The organism is Streptomyces hygroscopicus subsp. hygroscopicus, assembly GCF_001553455.1.
Lineage (GTDB): Bacteria > Actinomycetota > Actinomycetes > Streptomycetales > Streptomycetaceae > Streptomyces > Streptomyces hygroscopicus.
Map to the genome: position 1 here is coordinate 26,077 of NZ_BBOX01000033.1, position 19,721 is coordinate 45,797.

Genomic DNA, 19,721 nt, shown 5'->3' on the forward strand with positions numbered 1-19,721 from the left:
GGGTTTCGGACGTCTGACTGCTCACAGCTCCCCCATCCGCCGGATGACCGGGGCCACGCGCTGGACGCCGTGGCGGTAGGCGCCGCGGGCCGCTTCCCGCATCGTGTGGCGCACCACCCGGCGCAACGTCCCGGCCCGCGCCTGGTCCTCGGCGGCGGCTCCGGGGCGGGGCGAGCCGTCCGGTGCGAAGCCGTACCGGGCGAGCCGGCCGGGCAGATAGCCGGGCGCGGTGGCCGGGGTGTAGAAGGGGGCGAGCGGCGGCAGGGCGGGCGCGGCGACCAGCTCGGCGACCCGCTCCCGCGCGGCGTCGAACCAGGTCTCGTACGGCCCGTCGGCGGCGACGCCCTGGCGGGCGAGCCATTCGGCGTTCGGCTCGGGCAGATGTCCGGCGTCCAGCTGGTCCCAGGAGGCCAGGCAGCCGGAGCCGAGGAAGTGGTGGTTGCCGAGCGCCTCCCGCACCCCCAGGTCGGTGAGGACGGCGGTCGGTATGGAGCGGTGCAGCGACTCCAGGGCGGCCGTGGAGCTGACCGTGACCAGCAGATCCGCGGTGTCCAGGACCTCGCCCATGTTCCCGTAGGCGAGCCGGACGTTGGCGGGCACCTCGTCGCCGAACCGGGCGATCAGCTTCTGGTAGGGAAGCTCCTCGATGTGCGTGGTGTGCTCGCCCGGCTTGGAGCGCAGCTTGACCACGACCTCGCGGTCCGGGTGGCGGCGGGCGTGGTCCACGGCCCGGCGCAGCAGATAGGTGCGGTCGGCGCGGTTGTCCGGGACGGACGGCTGGACGGCGAAGACGACCGTGCCGCCGGGGTGCTTCCGGCCCAGCCGGGCCTTCTCGTCGTAGCGGGCGCCGCCGAGGAAGGGCAGCGCGCATTCGACGACGCTGTCCGCGTCGGCGCCGACGCCTGTGTAGACGTCGCGGAAGCGCTCGGCGTCGTGGCGGGAGTTGGCCAGCACCACATCGGCGCCGTGGCGCAGCAGCAGACCGTCGGCCAGCTTCTCGTAGACGACACCGACGTAGCCGGTGACGACCACGGGCCGGCGGGCGGCGCCCCGCCAGGCGTGGCGCAGTCCGTGCAGCATCGCCTGGACGGCGCCGCCGACCAGGGAGAGCACGATCACGTCGTAGCGCTCACGGTCCACGGCCCGTACGAATTCGACGCCGGTGACCTCGCGCAGCGCGTCGGCGCGCACCCCGACCTCGGTGAGCTGCCGGGCGGTCGGAGTGGCGCGACCGCGCAGCAGGAAGCCGTCCAGACGACGGCCCGAGGCGGAACCCGACCGGTCCGGTACGAGGCGATGCGCGGTGAGCGCGCCCCATTTCCACCGGGTGTCGGAGTCGGCGAGCACGGCGACTCGCACAGGGGGATGGGTAGGTGAGGACACGTCGCAGACGCTAGGAAGCGTCTGCGATTCACGGCCCAACGCCGGTGCAACAAAGGGTTAACAGCACGTCGACGGTTGGCGAATCGGCCGGCCGGGGCGGCGGGTTAACCGTTCCGACGTTCTTCGTTCACCTTTATGTACGCCCCAGGTCAAGACGAATGCCAACCGGACACCTAGCGTCACCCGCGTGGTTAAGCTCTCCGTCATCGTGCCGTTCTACAACGTGCAGACCTATGCCCCCGACACGCTCAGAAGTCTGCGCGCGAACGCGCGTGAGGACTTCGAATTCATTCTCGTCGACGACTGCGCCACCGACGGGACGCCGGAGATCCTGGAGCGGGCCGAACGCGATCTTCCGGGGGCCGTCCGGGTACGGCACGAGAAGAACGGCGGGCTGGCCACCGCCCGGAACACCGGGCTGGACAGGGCCACCGGGGAGTACCTCACCTTCCTCGACGGCGACGACTGGCTCGCGCCCGGCTACTACGAGCAACTGCTCGCCGCCATCGAGGACTTGGGGTGCGACTTCGTCCGCGTCGACCACGTCCAGTGCACCGCCCGCGCCCGCTCGATCCACCGGGTGCCGCACGGCCGGCGCGACGTCGTCATGAACCCGCGGGACGCGATCCTCCCGGCCGACCGCTCCACCTCCGTGGACTACGCCTTCGCGTGGGCGGGCATGTACCACCGCCGGCTGCTCGACGACGGTCTGCTGCACTTCACCGACGGGCTGCGCACCGCCGAGGACCGGCCCTGGATCTGGCGGCTGCACCGCGAGGCGCGCACTTTCGCCGTGCTCGGCATGCACGGGGTGTTCTACCGGCGCGGGGTCGCCTCCTCGCTCACCCAGATCGGCGATGTCCGACAGCTGGACTTCATTCGCGCATTCGACCAGGTCATCGAGGAAACCGCGCGGGACCGCGACGCCGACGCGCTGCTGCCGAAGGCCGTCCGTACGTATTGCGCGATCATTTCCCACCACCTGGGCAATATCGAGAGATTCGAACCACAAGTGGCCCGCAAACTCCGTTCCATGTCGGCGGCGGCGATGAAACGCATGCCCCAAGACGTATTGAAGGACGCACTGGATTCCATGGACTACGAGCGCGCCGCACGGCTGCGGCGAGTCAAGCGCCGGCCCGCCGGGGCGGAGGTGGCGGCCTGATGTCCGCCTACAAGCCCCTGGCGGAGCGGGGGCGCACCCAGATCTTCCTCTCCTCGACCCTCTACGGGGCGGCGACCCTCGCGGCCGCCATCGACGCGGGCAGCGTCGGCCCGGCCGACCGCCGGCTGCTGCTGATCAGCAACAACGCCGCGACGCCGGAGACCACCCCGCCGGTGGACGAGATGCCCGGCTTCGAGCGGCTGCGCACCCGCTTCGACCGGGTGCTGTCCTGGAACGAGACGATCTCGCCGTTCCACCCCGGCGGCTGGGCGCCGCGCCCGGACGACGCCCCGCTGTGGGAGCGCCACCTCAGGCTGCTGTGGAACCTGGGCGACGACCATGTCGAACTGGTCCTGGAGTCCATCCAGGTCAACCCGGCGCTGGCGGTCGCGGGCGTCTTCCAGGGCGCGCCCATCGACGTCTACGCGGACGGGCTGATGAGCTACGGCCCGACGCGCAACAAGCTGGACCCGCTGATCGGCACCCGGATCCGCCGGCTGCTCCACCTCGACCTGGTGCCCGGACTGCGGCCGCTGCTGCTCACCGAGTTCGGCGTGGCCCCGGAGATCCTGCCGACCGAGGTGTTCACCAAGGTGCTCGCCGAGGTCGCCGACGCCGCCCCGCGCGCCGTCGCCTCCGCCGGCGAGCGGATCGCCGTCGGGGGCGGTCCGGCGCTGATGCTGGGGCAGTACCTGTCCGCGCTGGACATCCTCACTCCGCAGGAGGAGGAAGAGCTGCACGTGCGGATGTTGCGCGGCGCCGTGGCGCTGGGCCACCGCACCGTCGTGTTCAAACCGCACCCCACCGCCCCGGCCCGCTGGTCGCGGATGCTGGAGAAGAAGGCCGCGGAGCTGGGCGCGGAGCTGACCGTCATGGACACCCCGGTCCTCGCCGAGGTGCTGTACCAGCGGATGCGTCCGGCCCTGGTCATCGGCTGCTTCTCCACCGCGCTGCTCACCGCGAACGTCTTCTACGGGCTGCCGGTGGCCCGGATCGGCACCGACGTGCTGCTGGAGCGGCTCACCCCGTACCAGAACAGCAACCGCGTCCCGGTGACGGTGGTGGACGCGCTCCTGCCCGACCTGGAGGACCACAAGGCGGTGGCCGCCGCCCAGCCGGTCGACGAGCGGGCGGGCCAGCGGCTCGGCGGGCTGGTCACCGCGGTCGGCTTCTGCATGCAGGCGAAGATCTACCCGGATCTGCGGCCCGCCGCCGAACGCTATCTGGCCGCCCACCTGGACACCCGGACCTGGCGCTACTTCAAGAAGCGCCGGCTGACCGCGCTCGCCCTGCCCGGCGCGGTGCCGTCGCAACTGGCCTTCATCCCGCGCAACGAGACGGTGCGCCGGGTGGCCCGCCGGGCCCGCGCCCTGAAGCGGGCCGCGCTGAAACGGACGGTCACCGGATGAGCGCGCCGCCCGCCCCCGAGGCGGGGCCGATACCGTCCGCGGCGGGGCCGATGCCGGCGGGGGTGGGGCCGATGCCCGCGGGGGTGGGGCCGATGCCACCCGCGGCGGGGTCGATGCCAGCCGAGGCGGGGCCGATATCTCCCGCGGCGGGGTCGATGCCCACCGAGGCGGGACCGATACATCCCGCGGCGGGGCCGATAGCCCCCGAGGGGGGACCGATACCCGCCGAGGCGGGGCCGATGCCCGCCGCAGCGGCGTCGGCTCCCGCGCCCGCGCCGCCGCGCGCTCCGGACGACGCCCTGGAGAAGTCCGCCGAGCGGACGGCGAAGGCGGCCGCACGCGGCGGCGGCCATCCGGTGCGGCTGCGGGCGCTGGACGGGCTGCGTCTGCTCGCCGCGCTGATGGTGGCCGCGTACCACTACGGCGGCCGCGACGGTGAGATCAGCCAGGCGTGGGGCTCCTCGCCGCGCGAGCAGTTCCCCACCCTCTCCGGCTACTTCGCGTACGGCTGTCTCGGCGTCCAGATCTTCTTCGTCATCAGCGGCTTCGTCATCTGCATGAGTGGGTGGGGACGGCCGCTGCGCGCCTTCTTCGCCTCCCGGATCTCCCGCCTCTACCCCGCCTACTGGGTCGCGATCGTCCTGGTCACCGCCGTCTTCGCGCTCCCCTGGGTCGCCTACAAGGCGGTCTCGCCCAGCGACGCGCTGGTCAACCTGACCATGCTCCAGCAGCCGCTCGGCGCGCACCGGGTGCTGGGCGTGTGCTGGACCCTGTGGGCGGAGTTGCGCTTCTACGCCCTCTTCGCGCTGTTCGTGGTGCTCCCGGGCGCCAGTCGGCACCGGGTGGTGCTGTTCTGCGCCGTCTGGACGCTGGGCGCGGCGTTCGCCGAGGCGGCGAACCTGCCGCTGCTGGACGTCGTCCTGATGCCGGAGTACGCCTCGTACTTCATCGGCGGCATGGGCATCTACCTGCTCCACCGCTTCGGCCACGACGCCCTGGCCTGGGGCATCGTCGGGATCAGCTTCCTGATCGGCCAGCACTACGCGATCGGCGAGCTGTGGCACCCGGCGAACATCAACGCCTTCTCCTACCGCTCGGCCACCGCCATCATCGCCATCGTCGCCTTCGGCTACGTGGCGGTCACGCTGATCGCGCTCGGCAAGCTCAACTGGGCGAACTGGCGCTGGCTGACCCTGGCGGGCGCGCTGACCTACCCGTTCTACCTGGTCCATGAGCATCTGGGCTGGGTGGTCGTGGGGGTGCTCCACCGGAAGCTGGGCATCCCCTCCTACGGGACATTCGCCCTGACCGTGCTGCTGATGCTGGGCCTCGCCTGGGTGCTCTACCGCTTCGTCGAACAGCGGCTCACCCCGGTGATCAAGCGCTCGCTGACCACGGTCCGGCGGTAAGGGCGCCACTCGCGGCGTCCGGCTCGGGGAATCCCGCTCGCCCGTCCGTCCGGCTCGAGGAATCCTGCTTGTCCGGCTCGCAGAGTCCCGGCCGCCCGACCGGCCGACTCCGAGAGTCCCGCCCGCCCGACCGTCCGACTCCGAGAGTCCCGCCCGCCCGACCGTCCGGCTCGGGGAATCCTGCTCGTCCGGCTCCGAGAGTCCCGGTCGCCCATCCACGGGCTCCCCGCACGACGCGGGGAGCCCGGCCCGTCACACCAGCTGGGTGTTCAGGGGTCTCTCGGAGGGCCGGGGCCGGGGTCAGAGCCAGCGCGGCTCGTCGGCGCCCAAGCGGCCCGGGGGCCGGGACCAGACCGGCGGACCGTCCGGGGAGCCGACAGGGAAGCCGACCGGAGAGCGGGCATAGCGCAGCTTTCCCAGGTCGGAGGCGGTCTCGGCCAGCCAGGGCGCCGGGTCGTGGGCAGGGCCGTCCGCGCGGCGCCCCAACGGGGCCGGGGCGATGCCCCGCATGAGCCAGGACGCGGTGCCCGCGAGGGAGAACCGCAGATGGCGCCCGCCGCCGGTCTCCTGGCGTTCGGTCAGCGCCCGCAGCACCGCCGCCGCCAGCAGATAGCCGGTGCCGTGGTCGAGCGCCTGGGCGGGCAGCACACCGGGGCGGCCACCGGCGTCGGGATCGGCGTCCGCCTCGATCGCCGCGATCCCGGTCGCCGCCTGGACCAGGCTGTCGAACCCGCGCCGCCCGGCCCACGGCCCGGACCAGCCCCAGGCGCACAGCTGCGCGACGATCAGCCCGGGGTGGCGCTCCAGCAGGGCATCCGGGGCGAGGCCGAAGCGGTCCAGCGCACCGGGGCGGTAGCCGGTGATGACCACATCCGCGTCGGCGAGCAGCGCCTCGACGGTACGGCGGCCCTCGGGGGCGGCGAGGTCGAGGGCGGTGGAACGCTTGCCGAACCCGGTGTCCGCGTGCGCGTCGGGGTCCTCCGGCAGCCGTGGGGAGTCCACGCGCAGGACGTCCGCGCCCAGCAGGGCCAGGGTGCGGGTGGCCACCGGTCCGGCGATGACCCGGGTCAGGTCGAGGACCCGCACCCCGCTCGCGGGCAGCACGCCGCTCGCGGGCAGCACGCCGCTCGTGGGCAGCACGCCGCTCGTGGGCCCGCTCATGGGCCCATGAGCGGGCAGTGGCGTCTCCGGGAGCGGGCGCGCGGCGCCCTCGCCGATCCGCCGGGACTCGATCAACGGCAGCCCGGCCAGCGGGATCTCGCTCTCGCCGGGCCGCGCCACGGCCACGGCCAGTCCGCCCGCCGCGTAGACGGTCTCCTGGACCGCGCGGGCAGGGCGACCCGCGAGCGCCGCCGCGAGGTCGTCCGGCCCGCTGTGGGCGGGCAGGCCGAGGGCGGTGAGCAGCCGGGCGCGGTGGTGCGGGTAGTTGGCGTGGGTGCGGATCCAGCCGTCGGCCGCGCGCCAGAAGCCGGACAGCGGGGCGAAGTTGGTGGGCTTGCGGCCGTCGATCCGCAGATGCCGTTCGCTGACGAACGCCGTGGCGACGGCGCCCTCGTCGACCCGTACCGCCGGAACCGCCCCGCCGGAGCGCCGCGCGCCCAGTTCGGCGGCGGCCAGCGAGCACACGCCCACGGTGGCGCGGGCCAGCTCCGCCACCGGCAGCCGGGCGGGCAGCCCGCCGCTCACCGGGCGGTACGCCACCCTCTCCAGCAGCGCCGGATCACCGCCGAGGGCGGTCCAGGCGTGGGTGGTGGCCGCGTCCGGTGGTGCGTCGCTCGTGTCGTTCCTCGTCATCCGCTCATTGTGCGCCGCGGCGCACTGACGCGGCGGCGAGGGCCCGCCCCCTCCTCCTGGCCGGGGACGGAGGGGGCGGGGCCGGTGCCGAACCCCTTCTTGGCCGTCGCTGCGTGTGACGGGCGCCAAGACCAGGGCGAGCGCGGCCAGCAGCGCTCGTTGCGGCTGCCGGTACAGCCGCTGCCGGCCCAGACGGGGGCGAGGCGGTGGTGGTCGTCGGTCGCCTGCGCGGCGGAGCGGTCGACTTTTCTGGGACTACCGGCCGGTTGGGAGTGCGGCCGTGCCAGGGAACCGGCGCGGTGGATGGTCCATGACGAGGAGTTGATGGAGGCGGGCGAGTGCGGAGAGGAGGGTGTCTCGTTCCTTGTCGTCCACCTCGGCCAGGGCGTTGGTCAGGGCGTTGTCGGCGTGTGCGGCGCGGCGCTGTTCGCTGGCGGTGCGGATGGCCTCGGTGAGGTCGACCAGGGTTTTACGGCCGTCGGCGGGGTCGGCGGCGGTGGTGACCCAGTTCCGGCCGGCCAGGGACCGCACGCTGGTGGAGACGCGGCTTTGAGCGAGGCCGGTGCGCTTGGCGATGTCGCCTACGGCACTGCGAGGGTGCAGGAAGAGGTCCTGGAGGACCAGGAACTCGCCGGGGGCGATGTTGAGTTCGTGCGCGCCCATGCCTTCGAGGGCGATCTCTGCCAGGCGGCGGCCGAGTTGGTACAGCTCACTCATCTCCATCTCTCCAAGATACATCTTCCAGTATCCATCTGAGCAGATACATCTTGACAGATCTATCTTTCCGAAGCATCTTGAGAGATGTAGATGGGCGGCAAGCCCGGACCCCACGAGAGAAGACACCATGAGCCTCAGCGACTACCTGCTCTACACCGGCGTGTTCATCGCGATTCTCGCCACGCAACTCGGCACCCGGCGCCCGGACGCCAGGCGGCTGCTGCTGCCCGTCGCGATCGTCGCGGGTGTCGGCTTCAAGTACCTCAAGGACATACCGTCCGGAAACACGGCCCATCTGATCGAGACGTCCGGACTCGTGCTCGGCCTGCTCTTCGGTCTCGCCTCGATCGCCCTGATCGAGGTCCGCCGCGACCCGACCGACTCCCGCCTGGTCACCGTCGCGGGCTGGCCCTACGCCGCGCTGTGGACGGCCGCGATGGCACTACGCATGGGCTTCGCCTACGGCTCTACCCACTGGTTCACCCACGCCCTGGGCTCGTTCTCCATGCAGCATCACGTCCCGGCCGCCACCTACGGCACCGCGTTCGTCCTCATGGTCCTGGCGATGATCACCGTCCGCACCGTCGGCGTCCTCATCCGCGCCCGCCTCGCGGGCGCCACCATCGACTTCGGCGCCCTGGGCATCGCCCGCCGGCTCGCACGCTGAGCGTCCCATGGGGTGACCGCCTTCGCGGCATGAGCAGGAGCAGGAACAGGAGTAGCGCAGATGGAATGCGGCCGAATGCCCCGCACTGCGCGACATCGCCGAGATCAGCGACTCAGCGCTGTCGGCCCAACCGCGTGTTGCGAAGATGCCGAGGACCTCGATGCCCGCAGCGGCGCGGCCAGCCGCCCGCCGCACACCCGACCCTCACGCCCCTGCACGCCTTCGACGCTCCCCCCAGGCGCGGGTCTTGCACGACGGACGCCAGTAGACGCGGCGCCGCCCGGAGGCTGACGCATCGGACCGCCGCACCATCCACACGGAGCGAACCGGCCTTCGAGGTCTTCCGGAGTGCGGTGGGACTTCAGAGGGGTAGATCGTCAGGCAGGACGCGAAACGCCTTGTGATGGCCGAGGGGACGTACAGCACGGAAGTCCCGGCGGTCCAGGGTGAGGATCGCGTCGGTGTCGTAGTCGGCCGCCAGGGCGACGTTCACCGCGTCGGTGAGATCAAGGTCGAGCGCCAGGTAGCGGGAGCGGACGGTCTGAGCGATGCCGAGGTGTCCTTCGGTGATTTCGGGTACGGAGACCCGGCCGCGGCGCATCCAGCCCCGGATGTCGTCGATCGCGCTCACCGCGGCCTCGCGGCCCAGTTCGCGGGTGGCCACGTGGTCGAGTTCAGCGAGCAGCAAGGGCGACATGACGAGCAGACCGGCAGCCATGATCGCTTCTTGCGCCGCTTGGTGCTCCGGATGCGCGGAATCGAGCGCTGCCAGCAGGCCGGAGGTGTCAGCGATGACGACGATCACGCAGCAGTTCCTGAACCGGTTTCGCGCTGGGCAGCATCAGCGACGACATCACGCACCTCACCCTTGGCAAGAGTGCGCCCAGGGCCGGCGAAAGTGCGAGAGAACAACGGCTCATCCCATACGCGATTGGCCATGGCGGCAAGATGGATGCCCTGCCGGATGATCTCGGCCTCACTGATGCCGCGACGCCTGGCCGCCTCCTTGATGATGGCGAGGTCTTCCGGGTCGGCGTAGACATTGGTGCGCTTCATGGACATGTACCTAGAGTAACACATGTACCATCATGGTGTATGTGAGCCGCTTCTTTCCCCCTCGGCGTGAAAGCCCGGCTTCCCGTGTCGACCGTGCCCGATGGAGCGGTGAACAGCGGTCAATGTCGGGTGCTGTGGGCGGCACTCCAGATTGCCGCCAGCGCTTGTTTGCGCTGGTCAGCGCCCCACTCAGTCCTGATCACCACGTGATTCCCAAGCTCGCAGCGCGGGTTCGGGGCTTGTTTGTTGTCTGGCCCTCTCCAGGCCTCGGTGCCCGTCGTGTGCCCTGTGCGAAGCTTCAGCGGACGGCGTGGTCGAGGGCTATCGTGACAGCAGAGACGGCCGAGAGGGAGAGCCGCGATGACCGCAGCCCATGACTACAGCGATCTGTACGACATCATCGAGCGACTTGAGCCCGAGCAGGTCGAAGAGCTGCGTCGACACGCCCTTCGCCTTGTGAAGACACCCCCACCGAGCCGTTTCCGTGTCCTACGAAGCTTCGACGGGCCGTCGGACGACCTTGGAGCCCGTGCCAAGGACATTACTCGCGAGGAACTCGGCGAGGCCGATGCTGATCGTTGACACTGGCCCGATCGTCGCCCTACTGAACCGGAACGACCCGGACCACAAGAGTTGTGCCGAGTTACTGGAGTCCCACGACGGCGAATTGCTGATCACGCCGTATGTGCTCACAGAAGCCTGCTACCTGCTAGCCAAGTACGTGAGCCCCGATGCGGAGATCAATCTCATCGAAGCCGTGGCCGCGGAGGACCTCATCCAGGTACCCACGGAGAGGGCAGATCTCTCCCGCATGGCAGAACTCATGCAGCAGTACCGCGGATTTCCTCTGGGTGTCGCCGACGCATCGGTGATCGCGCTGGCCGAGCGCCTCAAGGCATCCAGTGTCGCCACACTGGATCACCGACACTTCCGCGCCGTCAAACCCCTCCATGTACCGGCGCTCACGCTCCTGCCGTGACAGCCGGCATGAGCACTCGCCACAGGACCGGTGGTTCTCAAACCGAGAATGTCGGGCCTACACCGGCACAGCGACTTCAGCACGTCAGTAGGGTGCCGCCACGCAGAAGCTTCCGGACCACCCGGCGCACCGAGTTGACAGCAGAGAAGCCCTGGTGAGCCATATACGCAGCCTGCGCGACGATCTCCTCACAAGAGGCGATCAATGGGAGAACCCCAAGGAGATGTCGGCGGACGGTGACTGGAAACTCTTCGCCCGTGCGCTGAGTGCGGCAGTCGTTTACGAGTGACGGAGCTACCGGCGTGCCGGATCCGTGCCGGAACGAGCGGTGCACCACGGTCAACACGGGCGACCATCCGTCGCCCCCACGATCGCCCCTGCGGCCGCTTCCGCATTTCAGCGCAATGATCTGACCCGCCGCCCCGCGATTCCCAAGCTCAGAGGGCGGGTTCGATTCCCGTCACCCGCTCCACGCTTACTCTCAAAGCTCCGGCCCTCGCTCATCGCAGCTTCGATTCAGCAGTTCCAGCGCCTGTTCCCAGCGGAAGGTATCGCGGCCGCCACCGGACTTTGGCTGGTGCGGCTCGTAATCGGCGACCAGCACGCCCATGCCCCGAAGGCGCTCCAGGCTCTGCTGGTAAGCGGGATGGGCGGCCTGGGCGGCGTTCAGATAAGGCAGGGCGACGGTGGGGACGCCGAGGCCGTACGCCTCGCACAGGATGCCCACGGCCAGAGTGTCCGAGATCCCGGCGGCCCACTTGTTGATTGTGTTGAAGGTCGCCGGGGCGACGGCGATGGCGTCCGGCGGCGGGAGGGGACGCGGATCGCCCGGCGAGCGCCAGGCGGAGCGGATCGGATAGCCGGTCTGGGCCTCGACAGCTTGGGCATCGATGAAGCCCAGACCCTGCGGGGTGGCGACGACGCCGACGTCCCAGTCCCGCTCCTGCGCCGCGGTGATCAGCTTGCCGACGTCGTCGGCGATCCCGGCCGCACAGACGACCACGTACAGGAACGGCTTGCTCCGCTCGCTCATTCGGGCACTCCCAGTTGTCGGCCGAAGTGATGCAGCTCGGGTACGGCTCGGCGGTGGTCACGGGCCGCCATGTCAGCCACCAGTTCGCGTACGGCCGGCCGTCGGATGTCCTGGGCCGCGCAGCCTTCGGCCACGCGCAGAGCCCGGTACCCGTCAGCGAGCCTGCCTTGTTGACTGTACGCACGAGCGGCGTCGACCCACAGGGCAGCGCGCCGTTCGGGGACGGGGATCGGCCGGCGCATGAGCGGTCGGGCCGTTTCCAGGGCCACGCCCGCGTCGCCGAGGGAGACGGCGGCGCTGACGGCGTGCAGCTCGACGTTGGTGGAACTGAAGTTGGCCCACGTGTCGGGACGATCGAGGGACACGTAGCGGGCGATGCTCTTCGCCTCGGTGAGGAAGTCCTGCGTGGCCGCGCGGTCCCCGGCGGTACTCGCCGCCGTGACGCCGCGCAGCAGCATCAGCCCCAGGGCCGCAAGGTATCTCGGCCGGCGACGATCGTAGGAACCCATGAGCTGCTCCGCGGTGTGGCGAACCAGCGTCACGGCTTGAGTGGTGTGCTTCTCGCGGGCGAGGACGTGCGCGTGAACGCGGACGCTGGACGCCAGGACGACCGGGTCACCGCATCGTTCCCCTTCTGCCATGGCGCGGCCGACGGCCATCCACGCATGGCCGATATCGCCGAGCTTGAGCAGCAGGCTCACCGAGGTTTGGTAGGCCGTGGCCAGCAGACCGGTGATGGTCTGGGCATCGGGGGAATCCTCCGCTGCCCGCCTCAGGGCGGCGAGCAGCGGAGGCAGCGTCCGTCCCAATTCTGCGTACTCGCATGTGTAGAACAGCCGGCGGATGTCGGCTACCCGTCCGCCCAGTTCCGCGATACTCGCCTCGTCCGGCGTGGCGGCGGCCGGCGGACCGGGCAGCAGGGCACGGACAAGGTCCTGGTAAGCGACTGAGGTGGTCGTCGGCGGGGTCGCGAGGGAGGCGATGCTCGTGACGAGAAAGGTTCGGCGGTGCATGTCCTCTGTCTCATAGTCCGGGGCATGAGGAGCCGGGACGGCGGCAAGCCCGAGCTCATGCGGTGGAATGTCCAATGCCCTGGCCACCTCCCGTAACACACGGGTGTCCTCGGTGCCCCTCCCGTTCTCCAGCCGGCTCACCTTCGACTGGTGATAACCGAGGACCGCGGCAACCTGTGCCTGTGAGCGCTTCTGCGACAGCCGAGCTTGACGGATGATCCGCCCAACTCGTCTCGCCTGCCCCTGTGCATCGGCCATCTCCGCTACGGCCCCCTCCTGCCGCTCCCGATAGTGCCCGTTCAACCGAGCTTAGGTGAGCGGAGATTCGCCTTCATGCGGGTTCTGCATAAGCCATGCACCAACGGCAGGAGTGTGGACCGCTGACAGTCCCGGAGCGGTTACGTGGAATGGCCCCACTCGCTCCGGAGGCGCTCATGGAAACCCACCAGTTCAGCTTCATGATTCCCAGCACGGCCGACGCCGTCTCAGACGCGCGGAAGCGTATCTCCGAGAAGTTACGGCGCTGGGGACTACCGCCCGAAAGCGACGAACTCGGCTCAATCGAACTGGCAACCAGCGAGCTGATCACCAATGCCGTGAAGCACACGGGGCAGGAGCCCGTCTTAGTGGACGTCCACCTGAGCGACGGCCTCGTACGGATCGACGTATGCGACGCCAGCCGCGAGCTCCCGCAGCTGAGCCTTCCTGACGCGGTCGACGAGAACGGCCGAGGACTCCTCATTGTGACCGCTCTCGCCGCTCGGTACGGCGTGGAGCTCACGCCCACAGGCAAGCGGTGCTGGGCCGAGTTCGAAGTGGCTCCGGAAGCACTTATGACACGGATGCAGCCTCTTGTGCCCCTCCCAGCCGAGAATCACCGGCAGTCAACAGAGCTGCAACGTGACCGCCGAACCTCGTCACCGCGAGGCCCCCGATGACGCCGCGGCCCGAGCACAACAGCAGTTGGGAACTCGATCAACTACACCGCGACGAGATCACCGTGGCGATGAACTGGGTCATCCGCATCTGCCAGGAGATCATCCGCGACTACAGCCACAAGACCTTTTGGGTCCCCACTGGCAGCCCGACCAGCACGCCTCCGACCATGGACCACCTGATCGAGTCGGCCACCGGCGTGCTTAACAAGCTCCAACGCCAGCTCAACTGCGCCGAGACCATCGTCAGCAGCGCCGAGCAGGAACGCGCCAAGCGCCAACGGTGAGTGACAACTTTCTCTACGGGTTCAAGTCGGCTCGCTCCGCTCGCCGTTGCTCCCGGCCTCCTGAACTGCAAGCAGTCCGATCATGATCGGAGGTGCCGCGCACAGCGCGGCGGCGCCCCTCCTTGCCTTCGTCACCGGGGCCGCGCGCCGTCGCCCGTCCGCGCCCACAAGGGGGCGAAGACCAGGCCAGGGTAAGGGTGAGACGGCCCAGCCGAGGTCAGAACACGTCGTGGCTAAGGCGACCGGCTCCACGACTTTAGCCAGCCACTTTGGCGCGATCCTCGCAGATCATGGCCCCAACGTCGTGCTTTACCGGGCAGGTCAACAGACTGCCCGACGCGCCGAAGCTTACGGGGCCATGATCACTCGCGCCAAAGCAGCTCCTGGCCAAAGTCGCTCCGCCGGCCTGTGGGCGCAGCTAAGCTTTCCGGTTGGTGACTGACGTGTCTTTGGGAGGTTCCGAGCCAGGATGATGCAGGAAAGTCCGTACGAGCGGATCCGGGAAATCGCGAATTCAGCTCCGGCAAATCTAGCGATTTGGAAATATGGAAAATCGGCTCTCCCTGTCGCCTTGTTCGAGGTCTCTAGAAGGCGAGTCACTGATAAGTTCGAGCGGATCAAATCCGGCGGCCCTGCAGGTGAGGATGGCGAGATCGGAGGCAAGTGGGCCTCAGTAGCAGCCCGCTTGGTGGAGTGGGCTTTTCGTTACGGCAATCAGAGCGAGGAAGGACGGGAGCCAGCTGAGCAAGACGCGGTCGCTGCTGTCGATCTAGCTGAAAAATGGAAGGCGCTTGACATCGCCTTCAATGCAGGGAGGGCAGGTCGTGCCAAGATCTCGCAGACGAAGCGAGGGCTTTGGATCGATCCCCTTAGTGATCCGCGGATGGAAGTCCTAGACATCTTCCTGGAAGAGGTCGACACTAACGCGGAGCCGACTCCCGAGGTGGGCCCTGATCTCAGTCCGGCAATTACCTATCTTAATTCCATGCGCGCTTCGATGTCTGGGGGTTCGGCAGCAGTCCCCAGAGGGGTCGTGGGCCTATTTGTGCAACACGCGAAGAACAATCTGCGGGCTCAAAATTGGGAGGTGCCGAGATCTACCAATATCGGCGGCATGACCCTAGATGAGGTGATCCCCCTGCTCGGAACCTTGTGGGGAATCGCACACGTCGGCTGGGAAGTGTTCGCTCGGTATCCAAGTCTTACCATGGCGAATCCGGCTTTCAAACCAAGCGATCTTGCGCAGATGATCGCTCGCTACAACCCGGATAGTGATAAGATCGACCTTTTCTTAGACTTGCTTACCTATCGAGGCCAGAGCGGCAGGTCCCCACTTTCTGCGCCACTCATTCAGTGGAGCGACACGCTGATCGTAACTCGGCACTTGCTGCATGACACTTTGACGGAACGAATGGTTCTGCGAGCAGCGTCAGCGGATCCTGCCAGCTCCGGAAAACTGGGCACCGCCCTTGGTGATCTGTGTAGCCGATGGGCGACACGCTTGCGAGATATACCAGGTGTCGAGGTTGCTGAAGAGGTGAAGATCTTCGATTCCGGAAATAAGAAGTTGGGCGATCTCGACATCGTTGTGCTCGACAGAGGTCAAATGCAAGGACTGATTGTCGAGGCTAAATGGCCTGTTGACGCCAGGACCCTCAGTGATGCCCGGAAGCAAGAAGATGCCATAGACAAGGGCCGGGCGCAAATCGAGAGACTTCGAACGCGAATTGGAAACGACGTCAAAGTCAAATTTCCCCCTGGGTGGCCTAAATTTCAAGATGTTAAGTGGAAATGGCTTGTTGGGACAGCGCGATTTTTGGATTCGCGGCGAACGGAATCGACTATCCCGTCCACTAGCCTGCGTTTTGTCGAAGGCCTCTTACCTGTAAGCTCATTGCGAGATCTTGTGGACGCACTGGAGAATCTTCCTCTACCTCGGGAAGGTGAGGATTTTCGGCTGGGCTGGGAAAAGGTAAGGATTGGTCGGCATCTCATTCATGTGCGGACAATCCAAATGCTGCGGACTCGCCCAACAAGCCCTCCGCTTGGCCGACGACGTGCCGACGGATGGACATGAGCCCGGATCTCCGTCTGCGTAAACGGCGTGTCGGAACGCTGGGCCGTCCCTGGGCTGTCCGAGGCTGCTCAGTGCCGACCGTTGACGCCCAGTAACGACAGTCGTAGCCAGCCACAGCCCCAGGTCACCCAAGTGGATCTGCGACACTGGTAGCACCATGCCAATCCCGGAAAACTCAGCTACCAAGGTCGTTGATCGAACTTGCAGGGCACTGATCTCTGGACGAGGAGCCGTGCCCGATGCGTGCCCGATCGGGCGGTGAATCACGGTCAACCAGGGGCGTTCGGGAACTCCGGCCTGCCACGGCAGGTAGCCCGTTTCAGCAGGTCGGAGCAGGTTTGGTGCCCGCCAGGCCCGGTGATTCCCAAGCTCAGAGCGCGGGTTCGATTCCCGTCATTCGCTCCACGACGAAGGCCCAGGTCAGCGACCTGGGCCTTGTTCGTTGTCAGACCTTCCCCCTCTGCCTACATGCCACTGGGCACCCCGGCCGACGCCTCCTTCTCTCTGGCATGCCCCCGCGACCCTTCCTTGCGGAATAATCAAGTCATGGCACCAACGCCCAGCGTCTCCCGCCGCACCAAGTTCGCGCGGCGGCTACCGGCCGAGCTCTCGGAGCTTGGTGGCCCAGCCCAAGGCACTGTCAGCCTGCCGCTGCACATGGCATGGTCCGGGCTCACTCAGTTCGACCTCGACCAGCCCCGCCTCAGGATGAGCTTCTACCGGATTGTCCTGGCCGAGGGCATGCGCGACGACCTGGTGCAGTACCTCAACCATGACCTACTGATCAGCATGTGGCCCATCCTCCGCACCTTGATCAGCCGCGACATCCGCGACACCTGGGAAAGCGCCTTCACCGAGCTGGCTCCCCACACGACGTCTGTCGCGTGAACCTCACTGGTCGGCACCAAGGTGCGCGCGCCGACCGACCGCGGGCTCGCACGCGATCTGATCGATGTCCGGGCTGCGGCTGAACGATGGAGCCAGGCCGAACTGGAAACACTCGGCCGCCGCCATGCCCGCGACACCTTCGACCTCGATGACCTCCAGGCCCGGCTCACCGGCATCGGCTGGATCGACGACGCCGAATTCGCCGCCTACGGCCTGGACGCACAGTCAACCGCCGAGTTGCGCAGGTGGGCGCAGTCGTGGGCCGACGAGCGGGCGGTTGCCTGGTGCTGTCTGCGCCAGGCCGACCAGTTCAGTGCGTGGGTGCCAGGATCACGGCCGGCTCGCGGGTGGGGCAGGAAAGCGTCCAAAAGTCTGCGGATCTCTGCCACCGTGAACCGGATGGTGCTGGTGGTGTCGTGTCCGCGTCCCGCGACGACAGCCAGGGACGCGTGAGCGAGCATCACCAAGGTGATGTGCCGGTACCAGCCCGGATAACGGCGGACCTCGTACTGATCGAGACCGCACTCGTTCTTGGCCGCCGGGAAGGCCCTCCTCGATCGCCCAGCGTGATGTCTGACTGGAGTACCAGGGATCCCCCTACCGCACGGCCTTTGGGGCCAAGGTCGCCTCGATGCCCGCCACGACGGCGCGCAGGCCCTCCTCGAAGCGCTCCTCGTAGCCCTGGAACAGGTCCGCGCTCACCGCCGCCGCCAGCGCATACCCCTCGGCGGCCATGCGTGCCTCACGCTCGGCGACCTCGTAACCGGACGTCCGTTCGCCCGGCCTGGGCTCGACCGACTGCTCCTCGATCACGAAGCCGAGCGTGAAGCTGAACGCGATGAACGTGGCGCGGGCGGCGGCGCTCGGGGTGAAGCCCGCCGCGACGAAGGCGCGCAAGTGGCCCTCCTGCGACCTGGCGTGGTCGGTGCCGGTGAACCGGCTGCCGCTGAAGACCTTCGCGCCGTCGCGGTAGCCGAGCAGCGTCCGGCGCAGACCGCGCTGGACCTCGATGAGCCGCTCCTGCCAGGTCAGGGCGTCGAGATCGGCATGCGACGCGACCATGCGCCGGAACATGGCGGTGCTCATCTCGTCGAGCAGCGCCTGCTTGTTCTTGAAGTGCCAGTACAGGGCGGGGGCCTGGACGTTCAGCTCCTTGGCGATGCGGCGCAGGGTGAGCCCTTCGAGACCCACGTCGTTCAGCAGCCGCAGGGCGGTGTCCACCACGAGGGTCCGGTCGAGTCGTGTCGTCGCCATCCGGCCATTCTCCCTGCTCGGGTAAGCCTCCTTGACAATTTAACGCCGTTAAGCGCATCCTCTCGCCATGGAACTTAACAACGTTAAGGACGCCTCGGGCACACCTGCGCCGGTGGCGGACGTACTGATCGTCGGAGCCGGTCCGGCCGGACTCACCCTCGCCGTCGACCTGGCCCGGCGCGGGGTGCGGGCCCGGGTCGTCGAGCGCGGCGAGGGCCTGCTCCCGGGGGCGCGCGGCAAGGGCATCCAGCCCCGTAGCCGGGAGGTCTTCGACGACCTCGGCGTCGGCGAGGCGATACGGGACGCGGGCGGGCCGTACCCGCCGATGATGAAGTGGGAGGACGAGCGGCGGCTCGGCGCCTTCGAGATGATGGAGCGGATCGAGCCGGCGCCGGACCGGCCGTACCACGAGGGGTGGATGCTGCCGCAGTGGCGGACCGCGGAGATCCTGCACGCGCGGCTGACGGAGCTGGGCGGCCACGTCGAATTCGGCACCGCGCTCACCGGCCTGGAGCAGGACGGGGACGGTGTCACGGCGCACCTCGCCCACGCCGACGGCTCGGCCGGAACCGCGCGCTCCGCCTACCTCGTGGCGGCCGACGGCGGCCGCAGCACCGTCCGGAAGGCGCTCGGCATCGGCATGACCGGCGAAACGGTCGACCCGGCGCCAACGGTGGTCGCGGACGTGGTGATCGACGGCGCGGAGCGGGGCCTGGACCGCGACCACTGGCACGTGTGGTGGCAGGCGCCGGGCGGCGGCATCGCGCTGTGCCCGCTCGCCGGGACCGACCAGTTCCAGGTCCTCGCGCAGTACGACGACCCGGACGCCGTTCCCGACGCCTCCCCCGAGGGGGTGCGGCAGCTGATCGCCGACCGCACCCCGCTCGCCGCCGCCGATGTGCGCGAGGTGCGGTGGGCCTCGGTGTTCACCCCGCGCGCCGCGATGGCGGACCACTTCCGCGCGGGCCGGGTGTTCCTGGTCGGCGACGCCGCGCACATCCATTCCCCGGCGGGCGGCCAGGGCCTGAACACCAGCGTGCAGGACGCGTACAACCTCGGCTGGAAGCTCGGGCAGGTGCTGCGGCACGGCGCGGACCCGGCGCTGCTCGACAGCTACGAGGCCGAGCGGCTGCCGGTCGCGGCGGGGGTACTCGGCATCAGCACCCGCATCCACCAGGCGCACCGGGCGGGCGATGTCAAGGGGGGACGGCGCGCGGAGGAGGTCCACCAGCTGGAACTCTCCTACCGGGACGGGCCGCTCGCCGTGGACGACCGCGGCCGGCCGGGCCCGGTGGGAGCCGGCGACCGGGCCCCGGACGCACCGTGCGCCCTGCCCGACGGGACGCCCGTCCGGCTCTTCGACGTCCTGCGCGGGCCGCAGTTCACCCTGCTGGTGATCGGTGACGCGGAACCGCCCACGCCGGACGCCGACTTCGGCGGCCTCGCCACGGCGCTGGGCACGGCCGGATGCCTGCGCACCGTCAGGGTCGGCGGCCCGGACCCCGACCTCCTCGACCCGGACGGCCACGTGGCCACCGGCTACGGCCCCGGCCCCGCGCTCTTCCTGATCCGCCCGGACGGCCACGTCTGCTGGGCGGCGGACGCGGACACCGCACGGACGCGGACGCCCTCCGCGCTCGCCCACTGAGCGCTGT

20 protein-coding genes and 2 pseudogenes are annotated in these 19,721 nt (G+C 69.0%); 12 read left to right on the top strand and 10 right to left on the bottom strand.

Going from position 1 to position 19,721, the window contains the following annotated elements:
• Window positions 1–21: 21 nt before the first annotated feature.
• Window positions 22–1,347: a DUF6716 putative glycosyltransferase gene (locus tag AXW62_RS04960; RefSeq protein WP_174556353.1), complete on the bottom strand. Its 1,326-nt coding sequence runs from the start codon at window positions 1,345–1,347 to the stop codon at window positions 22–24.
• A gap of 223 nt (window positions 1,348–1,570) precedes the next feature.
• Between AXW62_RS04960 and AXW62_RS04965 the strand changes: the two genes are divergently transcribed.
• Both AXW62_RS04965 and AXW62_RS04970 read left to right on the top strand, forming a co-directional pair.
• Window positions 1,571–2,548 carry a glycosyltransferase family 2 protein gene (locus AXW62_RS04965; protein ID WP_060943407.1) on the top strand — a complete coding sequence of 326 codons (978 nt, stop codon included), beginning with the start codon at window positions 1,571–1,573 and terminating at the stop codon, window positions 2,546–2,548.
• The gene (locus AXW62_RS04970; RefSeq protein WP_060943408.1) at window positions 2,548–3,957 is read left to right on the top strand and encodes a polysialyltransferase family glycosyltransferase; all 1,410 of its coding nucleotides are present in this window, start codon (window positions 2,548–2,550) and stop codon (window positions 3,955–3,957) included. Before AXW62_RS04965 ends, AXW62_RS04970 begins: the two co-directional genes overlap by 1 nt.
• Here AXW62_RS04970 and AXW62_RS43760 read toward each other — a convergent pair.
• Window positions 3,947–4,120 (bottom strand): hypothetical protein, encoded by a 174-nt coding sequence (locus AXW62_RS43760; protein WP_159060812.1) that lies wholly within the window; start codon window positions 4,118–4,120, stop codon window positions 3,947–3,949. The genes AXW62_RS04970 and AXW62_RS43760 overlap by 11 nt on opposite strands.
• Window positions 4,121–4,196: 76 nt before the next feature.
• Between AXW62_RS43760 and AXW62_RS04975 the strand changes: the two genes are divergently transcribed.
• Window positions 4,197–5,366: an acyltransferase family protein gene (locus tag AXW62_RS04975; protein ID WP_079105553.1), complete on the top strand. Its 1,170-nt coding sequence runs from the start codon at window positions 4,197–4,199 to the stop codon at window positions 5,364–5,366.
• 300 nt (window positions 5,367–5,666) lie between these two features.
• Here the strand turns inward: AXW62_RS04975 and AXW62_RS04980 are convergent, their stop codons facing one another.
• Both AXW62_RS04980 and AXW62_RS04985 read right to left on the bottom strand, forming a co-directional pair.
• The gene (locus AXW62_RS04980) at window positions 5,667–7,160 is read right to left on the bottom strand and encodes a CoA transferase (RefSeq protein WP_060943409.1); all 1,494 of its coding nucleotides are present in this window, start codon (window positions 7,158–7,160) and stop codon (window positions 5,667–5,669) included.
• A gap of 255 nt (window positions 7,161–7,415) precedes the next feature.
• Window positions 7,416–7,883, bottom strand: a complete 468-nt coding sequence (locus AXW62_RS04985; protein WP_060943410.1) for a MarR family winged helix-turn-helix transcriptional regulator — start codon at window positions 7,881–7,883, stop codon at window positions 7,416–7,418.
• Window positions 7,884–8,004: 121 nt separating this feature from the next.
• Here AXW62_RS04985 and AXW62_RS04990 point away from each other — a divergent pair, with 121 nt between their 5' ends.
• Window positions 8,005–8,544, top strand: coding sequence for a hypothetical protein (locus tag AXW62_RS04990; protein ID WP_060943411.1), 540 nt, complete (start codon window positions 8,005–8,007; stop codon window positions 8,542–8,544).
• Between the two features lie 361 nt (window positions 8,545–8,905).
• On the opposite strand, the gene AXW62_RS04995 is transcribed toward AXW62_RS04990, so the two are convergent.
• Together AXW62_RS04995 and AXW62_RS05000 are read right to left on the bottom strand one after the other, a co-directional pair.
• Complete coding sequence (locus AXW62_RS04995; RefSeq protein WP_060943412.1) at window positions 8,906–9,349, bottom strand: PIN domain-containing protein; 444 nt, start codon at window positions 9,347–9,349, stop codon at window positions 8,906–8,908.
• Window positions 9,346–9,606 (bottom strand): ribbon-helix-helix domain-containing protein, encoded by a 261-nt coding sequence (locus AXW62_RS05000; RefSeq protein ID WP_060943429.1) that lies wholly within the window; start codon window positions 9,604–9,606, stop codon window positions 9,346–9,348. The genes AXW62_RS04995 and AXW62_RS05000 overlap by 4 nt, the downstream gene beginning before the upstream one ends.
• Window positions 9,607–9,960: 354 nt before the next feature.
• Here AXW62_RS05000 and AXW62_RS40465 point away from each other — a divergent pair, with 354 nt between their 5' ends.
• Both AXW62_RS40465 and AXW62_RS05005 read left to right on the top strand, forming a co-directional pair.
• Window positions 9,961–10,182 carry a hypothetical protein gene (locus AXW62_RS40465; RefSeq protein ID WP_078962309.1) on the top strand — a complete coding sequence of 74 codons (222 nt, stop codon included), beginning with the start codon at window positions 9,961–9,963 and terminating at the stop codon, window positions 10,180–10,182.
• Entirely contained in the window at window positions 10,169–10,579 is a 411-nt protein-coding gene (locus AXW62_RS05005) for a type II toxin-antitoxin system VapC family toxin (RefSeq protein WP_060943413.1), read from the top strand. Before AXW62_RS40465 ends, AXW62_RS05005 begins: the two co-directional genes overlap by 14 nt.
• A 481-nt stretch (window positions 10,580–11,060) precedes the next feature.
• On the opposite strand, the gene AXW62_RS05010 is transcribed toward AXW62_RS05005, so the two are convergent.
• Both AXW62_RS05010 and AXW62_RS05015 read right to left on the bottom strand, forming a co-directional pair.
• Entirely contained in the window at window positions 11,061–11,612 is a 552-nt protein-coding gene (locus tag AXW62_RS05010; RefSeq protein ID WP_060943414.1) for a flavoprotein, read from the bottom strand.
• Window positions 11,609–12,883, bottom strand: a complete 1,275-nt coding sequence (locus AXW62_RS05015) for a helix-turn-helix domain-containing protein (protein WP_079115480.1) — start codon at window positions 12,881–12,883, stop codon at window positions 11,609–11,611. The genes AXW62_RS05010 and AXW62_RS05015 overlap by 4 nt, the downstream gene beginning before the upstream one ends.
• Before the next feature lie 176 nt (window positions 12,884–13,059).
• On the opposite strand from AXW62_RS05015, the gene AXW62_RS05020 reads away from it, so the two are divergent.
• The 5 genes and pseudogenes from AXW62_RS05020 to AXW62_RS05035 form a co-directional block, all read left to right on the top strand.
• Window positions 13,060–13,563, top strand: a complete 504-nt coding sequence (locus AXW62_RS05020; protein WP_159060813.1) for an ATP-binding protein — start codon at window positions 13,060–13,062, stop codon at window positions 13,561–13,563.
• Window positions 13,560–13,847 carry a hypothetical protein gene (locus tag AXW62_RS05025; protein WP_060943416.1) on the top strand — a complete coding sequence of 96 codons (288 nt, stop codon included), beginning with the start codon at window positions 13,560–13,562 and terminating at the stop codon, window positions 13,845–13,847. The genes AXW62_RS05020 and AXW62_RS05025 overlap by 4 nt, the downstream gene beginning before the upstream one ends.
• 469 nt (window positions 13,848–14,316) lie before the next feature.
• Entirely contained in the window at window positions 14,317–15,924 is a 1,608-nt protein-coding gene (locus AXW62_RS43765; protein WP_159060814.1) for a hypothetical protein, read from the top strand.
• Between the two features lie 546 nt (window positions 15,925–16,470).
• The gene (locus tag AXW62_RS05030; RefSeq protein ID WP_060943417.1) at window positions 16,471–16,812 is read left to right on the top strand and encodes a hypothetical protein; all 342 of its coding nucleotides are present in this window, start codon (window positions 16,471–16,473) and stop codon (window positions 16,810–16,812) included.
• 6 nt (window positions 16,813–16,818) lie between these two features.
• Window positions 16,819–17,088 (top strand): annotated as a pseudogene (locus AXW62_RS05035) (hypothetical protein); the annotation flags it as partial.
• Here the strand turns inward: AXW62_RS05035 and AXW62_RS45480 are convergent.
• Both AXW62_RS45480 and AXW62_RS05040 read right to left on the bottom strand, forming a co-directional pair.
• Window positions 17,019–17,379: pseudogene (locus tag AXW62_RS45480) on the bottom strand (hypothetical protein); the annotation flags it as partial. The pseudogenes AXW62_RS05035 and AXW62_RS45480 overlap by 70 nt on opposite strands.
• 30 nt (window positions 17,380–17,409) lie before the next feature.
• Entirely contained in the window at window positions 17,410–18,066 is a 657-nt protein-coding gene (locus AXW62_RS05040) for a TetR/AcrR family transcriptional regulator C-terminal domain-containing protein (RefSeq protein WP_060943418.1), read from the bottom strand.
• Between the two features lie 67 nt (window positions 18,067–18,133).
• Here AXW62_RS05040 and AXW62_RS05045 point away from each other — a divergent pair, with 67 nt between their 5' ends.
• On the top strand, window positions 18,134–19,714 hold the full coding sequence (locus AXW62_RS05045) for an FAD-dependent monooxygenase (protein ID WP_060943419.1): 1,581 nt from the start codon (window positions 18,134–18,136) through the stop codon (window positions 19,712–19,714).
• Window positions 19,715–19,721 lie beyond the last annotated feature (7 nt).